12 protein-coding genes and 2 pseudogenes are annotated in these 12,543 nt (G+C 68.4%); 8 read left to right on the top strand and 6 right to left on the bottom strand.

Features of this window, described 5'->3' with window-relative positions; genetic code table 11:
- Positions 1-67: 67 nt before the first annotated feature.
- Positions 68-937 (top strand): 3-hydroxyacyl-CoA dehydrogenase NAD-binding domain-containing protein, encoded by an 870-nt coding sequence (locus tag GVO57_RS00730; RefSeq protein WP_160591021.1) that lies wholly within the window; start codon positions 68-70, stop codon positions 935-937.
- 240 nt (positions 938-1,177) lie between these two features.
- Here GVO57_RS00730 and hemW read toward each other — a convergent pair.
- The 3 genes and pseudogenes from hemW to rph form a co-directional block, all read right to left on the bottom strand.
- Positions 1,178-2,388: pseudogene (gene hemW, locus GVO57_RS00725) on the bottom strand (radical SAM family heme chaperone HemW).
- A complete protein-coding gene (gene rdgB, locus GVO57_RS00720; RefSeq protein WP_160593746.1) occupies positions 2,351-2,977 on the bottom strand; it encodes an RdgB/HAM1 family non-canonical purine NTP pyrophosphatase in 627 nt (208 codons plus the stop codon). Before rdgB ends, hemW begins: the two are co-directional and overlap by 38 nt.
- A gap of 16 nt (positions 2,978-2,993) precedes the next feature.
- A complete protein-coding gene (gene rph / locus GVO57_RS00715; RefSeq protein WP_160591019.1) occupies positions 2,994-3,710 on the bottom strand; it encodes a ribonuclease PH in 717 nt (238 codons plus the stop codon).
- Between the two features lie 117 nt (positions 3,711-3,827).
- On the opposite strand from rph, the gene hrcA reads away from it, so the two are divergent.
- The 5 genes and pseudogenes from hrcA (at position 3,828) to GVO57_RS00690 (ending at position 8,345) form a co-directional block, all read left to right on the top strand.
- Positions 3,828-4,883 carry a heat-inducible transcriptional repressor HrcA gene (gene hrcA, locus GVO57_RS00710; protein ID WP_160591017.1) on the top strand — a complete coding sequence of 352 codons (1,056 nt, stop codon included), beginning with the start codon at positions 3,828-3,830 and terminating at the stop codon, positions 4,881-4,883.
- Positions 4,883-5,467, top strand: a complete 585-nt coding sequence (locus GVO57_RS00705) for a nucleotide exchange factor GrpE (protein WP_407695734.1) — start codon at positions 4,883-4,885, stop codon at positions 5,465-5,467. Before hrcA ends, GVO57_RS00705 begins: the two co-directional genes overlap by 1 nt.
- 298 nt (positions 5,468-5,765) lie before the next feature.
- Entirely contained in the window at positions 5,766-6,137 is a 372-nt protein-coding gene (gene secG / locus GVO57_RS00700; RefSeq protein WP_160591015.1) for a preprotein translocase subunit SecG, read from the top strand.
- Positions 6,138-6,237: 100 nt separating this feature from the next.
- A pseudogene (locus GVO57_RS00695) lies at positions 6,238-7,874 on the top strand (CTP synthase).
- Between the two features lie 108 nt (positions 7,875-7,982).
- Positions 7,983-8,345 (top strand): PilZ domain-containing protein, encoded by a 363-nt coding sequence (locus GVO57_RS00690; protein WP_160591013.1) that lies wholly within the window; start codon positions 7,983-7,985, stop codon positions 8,343-8,345.
- 71 nt (positions 8,346-8,416) lie between these two features.
- On the opposite strand, the gene GVO57_RS00685 is transcribed toward GVO57_RS00690, so the two are convergent.
- Positions 8,417-8,878, bottom strand: coding sequence for an Hsp20 family protein (locus GVO57_RS00685; RefSeq protein ID WP_160591011.1), 462 nt, complete (start codon positions 8,876-8,878; stop codon positions 8,417-8,419).
- Positions 8,879-9,103: 225 nt separating this feature from the next.
- Here GVO57_RS00685 and tatB point away from each other — a divergent pair, with 225 nt between their 5' ends.
- Entirely contained in the window at positions 9,104-9,484 is a 381-nt protein-coding gene (gene tatB, locus GVO57_RS00680; RefSeq protein ID WP_160591009.1) for a Sec-independent protein translocase protein TatB, read from the top strand.
- A complete protein-coding gene (gene tatC / locus GVO57_RS00675) occupies positions 9,481-10,272 on the top strand; it encodes a twin-arginine translocase subunit TatC (protein WP_201752663.1) in 792 nt (263 codons plus the stop codon). Before tatB ends, tatC begins: the two co-directional genes overlap by 4 nt.
- A gap of 205 nt (positions 10,273-10,477) precedes the next feature.
- Here tatC and GVO57_RS00670 read toward each other — a convergent pair whose 3' ends face one another.
- Positions 10,478-12,061, bottom strand: coding sequence for a sensor histidine kinase (locus GVO57_RS00670; RefSeq protein WP_160591007.1), 1,584 nt, complete (start codon positions 12,059-12,061; stop codon positions 10,478-10,480).
- A 45-nt stretch (positions 12,062-12,106) separates the two neighbouring features.
- Positions 12,107-12,280: a NepR family anti-sigma factor gene (locus tag GVO57_RS14710; RefSeq protein ID WP_233281412.1), complete on the bottom strand. Its 174-nt coding sequence runs from the start codon at positions 12,278-12,280 to the stop codon at positions 12,107-12,109.
- Positions 12,281-12,543 lie beyond the last annotated feature (263 nt).

Genomic DNA, 12,543 nt, shown 5'->3' with positions numbered 1-12,543 from the left:
CCCGTGCTTGCCGGGGGCGGGCGGCCGGGGCATATCGCCGCCGCATTGTCGCGTGACGGAGATTGAGATGGACATTGTGGGCGTGATCGGCGCCGGCCAGATGGGGGCCGGCATCGCGCAGGTGTCGGCACAGGCCGGCTATCAGGTGCTGCTCGCCGATGTGGCGATCGACCGCGCGGAGGCCGGGAAAGCCGGCATCGCCCGCCAGCTCGACCGGCTGGTCGCCAAGGAAAAGCTGTCGGCGGCCGAGCGCGACGCGGTGCTCGCCCGCATCACCCCGGTCGGCGATCATGCCGCCTTCGCCCCGGCCGGGCTGGTGATCGAGGCCGCGACCGAGAATGAGGCGATCAAGCGCCGCATCTTCGAAAGCGTCGGCACGGTGCTGTCCCCCGACGCGATCCTGGCATCCAACACCTCGTCCATCCCGATCACCCGGCTGGCGCAGGCGGCGCCCGATCCGGCGCGCTTCATCGGCGTGCATTTCTTCAACCCCGTGCCGGTGATGGGGCTGATCGAGGTGATTTCGGGCCTGGCGACCGCGCCGGCGACGGTCGCGGCGATCGAGGCCTATGCCGCGCGGCTCGCCAAGCGCGTCGTCCACGCCCAGGACGCGCCCGGCTTCATCGTCAACCGGGTGCTGATGCCGATGCTCAACGAAGCCTGTTTCGCGCTGGGCGAGGGGGTGGCGAGCATCGCCGACATCGACGCCGCCTGCCAGCTGGGTCTCAACCATCCGATGGGGCCGCTGACGCTCGCCGATTTCATCGGGCTGGACACCTGCCTGTCGATCACCCGCGTGCTGTTCGAAGGCAGCGGCGACCCGAAATTCCGCCCCGCGCCGCTGCTCGTCAAATATGTCGAGGCCGGCTGGCTGGGCCGCAAGACCAAGCGGGGCTTCTACGATTATTCGGGCCCGGAGCCGGTGCCGACGCGCTGAGTGTTTCGCTTCGGAAGAACGGCACCGGGAGTCTTTGAATTGGGAAGAACGGCACCGGCCCGCTCCCCCACCCGGCCACCCATATGATACTGCCGTTGGGTGGCCGGGTGGGGGAGCGGGCCGGTGCCGCCCCCGCGCCGAGAGGCGCGCAACGAACAACCCGGTGCCGCTCCTGCGTCGCAAGGCGCAGCACAACCAAAACCCCCCACGCCCTAACCCGCGCAAACACCTCCGCGCGGATCAGGCGACGATGTCCCCCAGCAGCCGGTCGAGCACCAGCATCCCGGCGGGCAGAACGCGCAGCTGGTCGTTCATGTGCGCGACCAGCCCGTGCGCGGCCAGCCTGTGCACCGCGCCGGTGTCGATCAGCGCATCGGGTGCCAGTCCGGTGGCCGCCGCGATCCGCGCCAGATCGACGCCTTCGTCGAGCCGCAGCCCCATCATCAGCGCTTCGGCGGCGCGGACATTGGCGGCCAGCACATCCTCGCTCTGGATGCCATGGCCGTTGCGCGCCATCGCGGCGAGGAAGTTTTCCGGCTTTTTGTGGCGCAGCGTCGCCCGGCCCAGCCGCCGGCCATGCGCCCCCGGCCCGACGCCCAGATAGTCGCCATAACGCCAATAGCTGAGATTATGCCGGCTCTCCGCCCCGGCCGGGCGTGGTTCGACACTTCGTAAGCGGGCCGCCCCGCCGCCGCCGTCATCGCGCGGGTCAGCTCGAACAGATCGGCGGCGGTGTCGGTGTCGAGCGGCACCAGACTGCCCTGCGCGGCGAGCGTCGCAAAGCGCGTGCCCGGCTCGATCGTCAGCTGGTAAAGCGACAGATGCTCGGTGCCGAAGCCGAGTGCGCGGGTCAGCTCGGCGGCCCAGTCATCCGGTGACTGGCCCGGCCGCGCATAGATCAGGTCGATGCTCACCCGCGCAAAGGCGCGCTGCGCGGTGTCGAGCGCCGCCAGCCCTTCGGCCAGCCCGTGCGCCCGCCCGAGGAACAGCAGCGCCGGATCGTCGAGCGCCTGCAGGCCGAGCGACACGCGGTTCACCCCCGCCTGCGCCAGATCGGCAAAGCGCGCCGCCTCGACCGATGACGGATTGGCCTCCAGCGTGATTTCGATGCCGGGCGCGAATCCCCAATGCATCTGTGCCGCCTCGATCAGCGCGGCGGCGGTCGCGGGCGGCATCAGCGAGGGCGTGCCGCCGCCGAAAAAGATCGACGACAGCCGCCGCCCCGGCGTCAGCGCCGCTTCATGCGCCAGATCGGCGAGCAGCGCGTCGCGCCACCGATCCTCGTCCACAGTGGCGCGGACATGGCTGTTGAAGTCGCAATAGGGGCATTTGCGCACGCAGAACGGCCAGTGGATGTAGAGCGCCAGCGGCGCATCCGCATCCGCGCCGGGCGGCGCATCGACAGGTGCCGGCTCAACCAAAAACGGCGGCAACCAGCTTGGCGAAGGCATCGGCACGGTGGCTGATCCGGTGCTTTTCCGCCGGGTCGAGTTCGGCAAAGCTGACGTCATGGCCCCGCGCGACGAACACCGGGTCATAGCCGAAGCCGCGCGTGCCGCGCGGCGGCCAGACCAGCCGGCCCTCGACCCGCCCCTCGAACACTTCGGCATGACCATCGGGCCAGGACAAAGCGAGCGTGCAGGCGAACCAGGCCGAACGGTCGGCATCCGGCCCCAGTTCGGCCAGCAGCCCTTCGACCTTGCCCATCGCCAGATACCAGTCGCGCCCCGGCGGGCCTTCAAAGGGCTGGCGCTCCGCCCAGTCGGCGGTGGCGACGCCGGGCCGCCCGCCCAGCGCCGGCACGCACAGCCCGCTGTCATCGGCAAGCGCCGGCAGGCCCGCGCCCTCAGCGGCGGCATGCGCCTTGATCAGCGCATTGTCGGCAAAGCTCTGCCCGGTCTCCGCCGGCTCGGGCAGGCCGAGATCGCCGGCGGACACCGGCTCGATCCCAAAGGGTTCGAGCAGCGCGCGGATCTCGCGCACCTTGCCCTGATTGTGGCTGGCGATGACCAGCCGGCCCGGCTCCAGCCTGCGCGCCATGGTCACCGCGCCGGCCTCAGGCGGTGCGGGCGCGGGCGATCGCCGCGTCCTGCGCGGCGAAAATCTCGCCACAGCCGATGCGCGCCAGCCGCAGCAGCCGCAACAGCCCTTCCTCGTCATAGGTGGCACCTTCGGCGGTCGCCTGCGCTTCGACGATCCGGCCCTGGTCGGTCAGCACGAAGTTCGCGTCCGCATCCGCCGCGGAATCCTCGGGATAATCAAGGTCGAGCACCGCCATGTCCTGCCAGATCCCGCAGCTGACGGCGGCAACCTTGGCGCGGATCGGATCGACGGCCAGCCCCAGCCCGTCGACCGCAAGGCGCAGCGCCACCCAGGCGCCGGAGATCGCCGCGGTCCGCGTGCCGCCATCGGCCTGGATCACGTCGCAGTCGAGCGTGATCTGCCGTTCGCCCAGCGCCTTCAGGTCGATGACCGCACGCAGGCTGCGGCCGATCAGCCGCTGGATTTCCTGCGTCCGGCCCGACTGCTTGCCCTTCGCCGCCTCGCGCGCGCCGCGCGTGTGGGTGGCGCGCGGCAGCATGCCATATTCGGCCGTCACCCAGCCTTCGCCCTTGCCGCGCAGGAACGGCGGCACGCGTTCCTCGACGCTTGCGGTCACGAGCACGCGGGTGTCGCCAAAGCCGATCAGGCACGAGCCCTCGGCATGACGGGTGAAATGCGGCTCGATGGTGATGGCGCGCATCTGGTCGGGCGCACGGCCGGAGGGTCGCATGGCGGATCCTTCAACAAAAAATCTGTGGTGTCGGGCGAAAGCCGGCCTCTAGGCCGGGGCGGGGGGCGGGTGCAAGTTCGGGGTGACGAATCCGCCGGCGATTCCTACATTGGCGGCATGGGAGTGCCGGTCAACGATCTGCCGATCGCCGAGTTGTCGGATCGCGCGCGCGATGTGTTCCGCGTCGTCGTCGAAAGCTATCTGGGAACCGGCGCGCCGGTCGGGTCGCGGACGATTTCGAAACTGGGCGGGTTCAACCTGTCGCCGGCCTCGATCCGCAACGTCATGCAGGATCTGGAGGAAGCCGGGCTGCTGTCCGCGCCGCACATCTCGGCCGGGCGGATGCCGACCGATCTGGGGCTGAGGCTGTTCGTCGATGCGATCATGCAGGCCGCCGAGCCGTCGGCCGAGGAACGCCGGATGATCGAGCAGCAGCTGACCGAGGAGGGACCGGTCGAACAGGCGCTGGCCGCCGCGACCGCCGCTCTGTCCGACCTGTCGGCCTGTGCCGGGATCGTGATGGTGCCCAAGCGCGCGCCCCGGCTGCGCCAGATCGGCTTTGTGCCGCTGTCCGCGCAACAGGCGCTGGCGGTGCTGGTCGGCCAGGACGGCAGCGTTGAAAACCGGGTCGTCGATCTGCCGCCGGGGGCGACCGCCGCCAGCCTGATCGAGGCGTCGAACTTTGTCAGCAGCGCGCTGGCGGGGCTGACGCTCGACGAGGCGCGCCACCGGCTGGCCGCCGATATCGGGCGCGGCCGCGCGGCGCTCGATGCCGCCAGCCGGGCGCTGGTCGAACGCGGCCTTGCCGTCTGGACCGAGGATACCGACCGCCGGCCGGTGCTGATCGTGCGCGGCCAGTCGCACCTGATCGACGATGCCGCCGCCGCCGATCTGGTCCGCGTCCGCCAGCTGCTCGAGGAGCTGGAGGACAAGGAGGAAATCTCGCGCCTGCTCGACAGCGCCACCGAGGCGGCAGCGACCAAGATTTTCATCGGATCGGAAAACAAGCTGTTCGCTTTGTCCGGCTCATCCGTTATCGCCGCGCCCTATCGCGGCGCGGACGGGCGCGTGGTCGGCGTGGTGGGCGTGATCGGCCCCACCCGGTTGAACTATGCCCGCATCGTTCCCATGGTGGATTTCACCGCGCAAACCCTCTCAAGACTGATGGCATGATGACCGACAACGACATGATCGATGATGAAATGAGCGCCGGTTCGGGCGCCCCGGTGGATGGCGATGCCGATGCCGGGCAGGCGGGCGACGCGCAGACGGCTGAACAGGGGGGCGGACAGGTTGCGCGGATCGCGGCGCTGGAGGCCGAACTGGCCGAGGCGCGTGCCGCGACGCTCTATGCCCAGGCCGAGACGCAGAATGTCCGCCGCCGGATGGAAAAGGACGCCGCCGATGCGCGCGCCTATGCCGCCACCGCCTTTGCCCGCGACGTGCTGAGCGTGTCCGACAATCTGGAACGCGCGCTCGCCGCCATTCCGGCCGAACTGCGCGATGACGACCGGTTCAAGGCGCTGGTGATCGGCCTCGAGGCGACGGGGCGCGAGATCGCCAGCGTGTTCGAACGCCACGGCATCTCGCGCATCCAGTCGCTCGGCGAAAAGCTCGATCCCAACCGGCACCAGGCGATGATGGAAATCGCGTCGGATGCCGAACCGGGCACGATCGTCCAGGAAATGCAGCCCGGTTTCATGATCCGCGACCGGCTGCTCCGCCCGGCTCTGGTCGGAGTCGCCAAGGCGGGGTGAGGTTGATCGCGGCGTTGTCCGTGGTGTGGCGCGAGCCGGCACCGGGTGTTGTTTGTTGGGAAGAACGGCACCGGCCCGCTCCCCCACCCGGCCTCCCATAGCGTAACCTGCCGTTGGGTGGCCGGGTGGGGGAGCGGGCCGGTGCCGCCCCTGCGCCGGAAGGCGCAGCACAAAAACACTGCTCCTGCGCCGGGAGGCGCGCGACAAACACCCCCCGTTCCGCAACCCGCCCCCGCAGATTGATTCCCCGGCGGGTCACAGCTAAAGACCCCGCCTTGTAAAGGGTGAAAGCAGGCCGATGTTCACGTTTCTTCTTGTCGTTCAGGCGATCATCGCGACCGCACTCGTCACCGTCATCCTGATGCAGCGGTCCGAGGGCGGCGGCCTGACCGGCGGCAGCCCGACCGGGCTGATGTCGGCGCGCGGGGCGGCCGATTTCCTCACCCGCGCGACGGCGATCCTGGCGACTTTGTTCATCCTGTGCTGCGTCGCGCTGGCGACGATCGCGGCGATGAACAACAAGACCGGCAAGGTCGATGCCTCGGCGGCCACGCCCGCCCCGGTCAGCGCGCCTGCGGCACCCGCTCCGGCCGAAGATCCGCTGGCTGCCGCCGCGCGCCAGGCGGGCGCTGCCGAACCCGCGCCTGCGAACGGCGCCCAGCCCAAATAACCCGGCCCAAATAATCCCCATGCTTTTGCCGCCGGGCACGGCTTTTTTTCCGTGCCCCGGCTTGCCCCCGGTGCCTTGGGGCGGCTAAGCGCCAAACCCCATGGCGCGGTATATTTTCATCACCGGCGGCGTGGTCTCCTCGCTCGGCAAAGGTCTCATGGCGGCGTCTCTCGCCGCGCTTTTGCAGGCGCGCGGATACCGCGTACGCATCCGGAAGTTCGACCCCTATCTGAACGTCGATCCGGGGACGATGTCCCCTATCAGCACGGCGAGGTCTATGTGACCGACGACGGGGCCGAGACCGATCTCGATCTTGGCCATTATGAACGCTTTACCGGCGTTCCCAGCCGTCAGTCGGACAACATCACCTCGGGCCGCATTTACCAGACGATCATCCAGCGCGAGCGCCGGGGCGATTATCTGGGCGCGACCGTGCAGGTGATCCCGCACGTCACCGACGCGATCAAGGCCTTTGCCCAGGCGGAGACCGACGATCTGGATTTCGTGCTGTGCGAGATCGGCGGCACGGTCGGCGACATCGAATCGCTGCCGTTCATCGAGGCGATCCGCCAGCTGCGCAACGAACTGGGCCGCGACCAGACGGTGTTCGTGCATGTGACGCTGGTTCCCTATATCGCGGCCGCGGGCGAGCTGAAGACCAAGCCGACCCAGCACAGCGTGCGCGAACTGACCGCGCTCGGCATCCAGCCCGATGTGCTGGTGTGCCGCTGCGAACATCCGCTGCCCGAGGGCGAGCGGGCCAAGATCGCGCTATTCTGCAACGTCGCCAAGGAAGCGGTGATCCAGGCGCTCGATTCGCGCAGCATCTATCAGGTGCCGCTGCAATATCATGCCGAGGGGCTGGACCGTCAGGTGCTGCACGCGTTCGGCATCGAGACGCCGCCGGCCAGCCCCGATCTCGGGCGCTGGACCGACATTGTCGACCGGGTGGAGAATCCCGAGGGCGAGGTGACGATCGGCGTCGTCGGCAAATATGTCGGCCTGCCCGATGCCTATAAGTCGCTGCACGAGGCGCTGGTGCATGGCGGGCTGGCCAACCGGGTCAAGGTGCATGTCAAATGGCTCGATGCCGAGCTGTTCGAAAATGACGCCGAGCAGGTGGCCGCGACGCTGGAGCCGATGCACGGCATCCTCGTGCCCGGCGGCTTTGGCGAGCGCGGGTCCGAAGGCAAGATCGCGGCGGTGCGCTTTGCGCGCGAACGCGGCGTGCCGTTTTTCGGCATCTGCCTTGGCATGCAGATGGCCTGTATCGAGGGCGCGCGCAATCTGGGCGGGCTGGCCAATGCCTCGACGACCGAATTCGGCCCGACCGAGGAGCCGGTGGTCGGCCTGATCACCGAATGGATGACCGCCGAGGGGCTTCAGCGGCGCGAGGCCGATGGCGATCTGGGCGGGACGATGCGGCTGGGCGCCTATAAGGCGGTGCTCGCGCACAACAGCGTCGTGTCGTCCATCTATGGCGCGACCGAGATCAGCGAGCGCCACCGCCACCGCTATGAGGTCAATGTCCATTACCGGCCGCTGCTGGAGACGGGCGGACTGATGTTCAGCGGCCTCAGCCCCGACGGGCAGCTGCCCGAGATTGTCGAGCGGCCCGACCATCCCTGGTTTGTCGGCGTGCAGTTCCACCCCGAACTCAAATCCAAGCCGTTCGACCCGCATCCGCTGTTCCGCAGCTTCGTGTCGGCCGCGGTCAAGCAGAGCCGGCTGGTCTGATCCCAGCCGGTCCGGCCGGTGCCGGCCGCCACGCGGCGGCCGGCACGGCGGAATATCCTGAACGCGGTCTTTACCCTGCCTTTACGGGGCGCGCGCTAGGCGTGCGCCATGCGAAACGAACCCTTGCGCGACATGGTGGGTGGGCTCGATGACGGCATCGGCCCCAATCTCAGGGAAAGGCGCTATGCGTGCCTGCTGGTCGGCACCATCGCCCGGGCCGGGTCGCGCAACCGGATGCGCATCACGGTGCGCAACATTTCCGCCCATGGCCTGATGGGCGAATGCGCCTATCCGCCGCGCACCGGCGATCTGGTCGATATCGACATTCCCGGCATCGGCGCTGTGACCGCCCATGTCCGCTGGGGCGACGGGCAGCGCATCGGCGTCGAGTTTGACGGACCGATCGACCCGACGCTTGCCTTTGAACGCAACCGGATGCTCACAAGGTCACCGCTGCAAAGCGCGCACTGATCGACGCGAGATGCAAAACGGGCGCCCCGTTGCCGGGGCGCCCGCTCAATATCCGGGGGTGGCGACTCCGGTCAGGCGGCGTCGCGCTGCTCGATCACCGGGGCCGGGGTGTCGCGGGTGATCGCGATCTTCTGCGGCTTCATCGCTTCGGGCACTTCGCGCACCAGATCGATCGTCAGCAGCCCGTCGGCCAGGGCCGCCGCCTCGACGCGGACGAAATCGGCCAGTTCGAAGCGCCGTTCAAAGCTGCGCGTCGCGATCCCGGAATGCAGGAAGCGCGAGCGGTCGGGGCTCTGATCCTTCTTGCCGGTGACGAGCAGCAGATTCTGCTGCGCGGTGATGTCGATTTCCTCGGCCTTGAACCCGGCAACGGCGAGCGTGATCCGGTACCGGTCCTCGGCCAGCCGCTCGAGATCAAAAGGGGGGAAATTGTCCCCGGCGGACGCGGCGCGGGTGCTGTTTTCCAGCAGGTCGAACAGCCGGTCGAAACCGACCATGGAGCGGCGATAGGGGGTCAGGTCGAAACTGCGCATATCATATCCTCCGATGAGCAAAATGATCTGGTGGCGCCCCATAAGTGGCGACGCCGATTGCGTTTTCTGTCCGGCCCCGGATGTGGCGGCCGGACAGCACAGGATTTAGGCGGGCATCGGCCGCGTTCAAGGGCGGGGCATGCCGGCGCTTGGGCTCCCCCTCCGGCGATTTGGCGGCAGGGGGCGATTTTCCCCGCCGCCAAAATGCTCTAAGCGGGCGCCCTGATGTTCGATATCGCCCCCCAGGAATTGCTGTTGTGCGCGATCGTCGCCCTGGTGGTGATCGGTCCCAAGGATCTGCCGCGCGCGATGCGCGTGCTCGGCCATTGGGTGGCGAAGGTGCGCGGCGCGGCCCGCCATTTCCGCTCGGGCTTCGACGCAATGGTGCGCGAGGCCGAGCTGGAGGAAATGCAGCGCAAATGGGCGGAGGAAAATGCCCGCATCATGCGCGAACACCCGCCCGTGCCGCCCGTTGCGTCGCCGGTTCTGCCCGACGCGACCGATGCCCCTGGTGCCGGTGATGCCGCGCCCGACGCCGCGCCGGAGATGACGCCGCTGCCGCCGCCGATGGACGACAAGCCGGCGGGCGGGGGAGAGGCGCGATGATCGGCGACATCGATGAACGCCGCGCGCCCCTGCTCGACCATCTGATCGAGCTGCGCCGCCGGCTGCTCTGGTCGATCGCCGCGCTTGGTGGCGCGTTTTTCGCGTGCCTCTATTTTGCCGAGCCGATCTTTGCGTTTCTCGTCCAGCCGCTGATCGCGGCGGGGCAGGGCAAGATTATCTATACCGATGTGTTCGAGGCGTTTTTCGTCAATCTGAAGGTCGCGTTCTTTGCCGCCATCATGGTCGCCTTTCCGGTGATGGCGACGCAGCTCTGGGCGTTCGTCGCGCCGGGTCTGTACCGGCAGGAAAAACGGGCCCTGCTGCCGTTCCTGATGATGACGCCGGTGCTGTTCACCGCCGGCGCGGCGCTGGCTTATTATGTGGCGATGCCGGTCGCGCTGCGTTTTCTGCTCGGCTTTCAGGGCGATGTCGGCGGCATCCAGCAGGAAGCACTGCCGGGGGTCGGCAATTACCTGTCGTTCGTCACCAAGTTCATCTTCGGCTTCGGCGTCGCGTTTCTGACCCCGGTGCTGCTGATGCTCCTGGAGCGCGCCGGCATCGTCACCCGTGCCCAGCTGGTCGCCGGGCGGCGTTATGCGATCGTGATCGCCTTTGTCATCGCCGCCGTGCTGACCCCGCCCGATGTGCTGTCGCAGCTGCTGCTCGCGGTGCCGCTGGTGCTGCTCTACGAACTGGCGCTGATCGCGATCTGGTTCACCGAGCGCCGCCGCAGCCGCGCGCGCCCGGCCGTCGATGCCCAACCCGGGGGCGATGACGCAGCGGCCTGACGCCGCCGGTTCGCCGCAATGTCCGTGTCCCCCGAAAAACAGCTAGGACCCGGAAATGACAGGCCGGGGGGCGGCCAGCATTTCCGGGTCCATGTACGCGGACAGCGAGAGCGGGGGGGCAAATAATCGCTGTCCGAAGGCCAAAACGCCGCACCGCCTGTCGCGGTTCCGCGTTGCGGGCATTTTTTTCCGGGCAGGCCTGCAATCAGCCCCGCAGCGGTGGCGCAACCGGCGCGGCCACAGGCTGGAGCAGCGCAAAATCCACGGCGAAGCGGCCCGTTTCGCCGTCGCGCTGGAGCGGGGTCCGCAGCTGGCGCGACAGCCCTTCCAGCACCCGGCCATAGCGTTCGGCAAGCAGCTGGGCGATCAGCTCGCCATCGACAAGCGCCGGCGACACGAGTGTCAGGCGTGCGCGCCCCGGTGTGTCGAGGGCGGCAATCTCGATGTCGATCGACGCCGCCGGATCGATCGTCATCGCCAGCTCGATCAGTTCGGTCAGCAGAAAGGCGAGCGGAATGGCGGTGTCCTGCGCGACGAACAGGCTGGGCACACCGATCCGGATCGCGGGCAGCGCCTGGATGGTGCTGCCGGTCATCGCCGTGCTGCGCAGGTTCGACGTCAGTTCGCCGATCAGGCCGTGCAGATTGAGGCCGCGATTGTCTTCCAGCTCGGCGAAATGGTTGCGGTGGACGACGGCGAGCGCGTCGACCCGCCGGCCGATCGTCGTATAGGCCGCAATCGCTTCTTCGTCGCGCGCGGCACGGGCATGCAGGTTGATCAGGCTGGAGACGACCTGAAGATTGTTCTTCACCCGGTGATGCACCTCGCGCGTCAGCCGCGTCTGGCGGGTGAGGCCGAGCGCCAGCTGCGCTTCATGGGCGGCCACTGTCTGGCTGATCGCGCTGAACGTGTCGCCCAGATCGGCTATCTCGCGCGCGGGAACGGTCATCCGCGCCGGGCTGGGCAGGATCCGTCCCGGCTCATAGGCGGAAATCGTCGCATGCAGCCGGGCCAGCGGGTCGAGCACGAAGCGGTGAATGACGAGCCACGCCACCGCCAGCGCCGCTACCCACATCATCACCGGGGTCAGCATCGTGATCATCTGCGTGGCGGTAAACGGGGCGCGCTCGACCGCGAAGATCAGGTCCAGCCCCGTGCGCGGGACACGGACCGTCACGCGTTCGAGCCGTTCGACCACCGGCAGCGTAAACTCGCTGATCAGCGCCAGCCGGTCATCGCCGGCCGTCAGCACCGCGCTTAGCGGCCAGAGCCTCTCCTGCGGCGTGACCGTGCGGCGCAGATCGGCAAGCCCGTAACGGGCGATGCCGATGAACGCGCCGGTATCGCTGCGCGCATGGATTTCGATCGCATGGCCGGCGATGCGCACGCCGTTCATCGGGCGGCCCAACATCGCCTCGGCGCGGGCGAGGGCAAGCGATCCGCAGATCGGCCGCCCGCCGCGCGTCACAAGCAGGAAATTGTTCGATTCGAGCAGCGCGGTTCCGAACACGCTGCGCGTGCGCGCGCACACCGCCAGTTCGTCGGCACCGCGGTCGAGCAGATTGACCGCTGCCCTGAGCGCCGTGACATCGACGGTGATTTCCGCCGCCAGCCGCCGTGCCGCGCTGTCGGCGGCGATGCGCAGCAGCGCGCGCCGCTCAAGGTCGACGCTGCGGCTGTTCTGGATCGCGGCATAAACGGCCAGGCAGCCGAGCGGCAGCAGCGCGAGGCTTAAGAGCACAAGCAGCCTTGTGCCGGTCGCCAGCCGGGCGAAGCGGCGGCCGATCATTCTGCCGTCCGGCGCGCGGGGGCGGCGCTGTCCATGCCCCGAGGGTTATTTGAGCTTGCCGAGCAAATCCAGCATGTCGGGCGGAATATCTTCTTCGACCGCGCTTTCGTAAAGCGCGCGGAGCGCGCGCCCGACGCTGTTGTCGGCATGGCGGGGATCGGCATGCCCGGCTGGCCGGGCCGCTTTCGCCTGTTGCGGTTCCTTGCGTTGTGCGCTCAAAATCAAGCCAGCCCCTAAACGCGGCGCACCCGGCCAACGGGCCCGCCGCAGCGATCGCCATTCTCTTGCCGTAAACGACCCCCTGCCGCAAACCGGCAATTGTCCCCTCAGGAATAATGCGGACATGCGGGCGGTGAAACCAACAACGATTTTGTTTGTTCCGCTCTTGCGCCCATTTTCTGTCGCCGGGCGCGACGCTTGCTGCCGGCGGGGTGATGCGGGCCGGACCGGCACGCTTGTCAGGCCGGGGCTGCCGCTCCACA

The organism is Sphingomonas changnyeongensis (assembly GCF_009913435.1).
Taxonomy (GTDB): domain Bacteria; phylum Pseudomonadota; class Alphaproteobacteria; order Sphingomonadales; family Sphingomonadaceae; genus Sphingomonas_B; species Sphingomonas_B changnyeongensis.
This window is presented reverse-complemented; position numbering and strand designations above follow the sequence as displayed.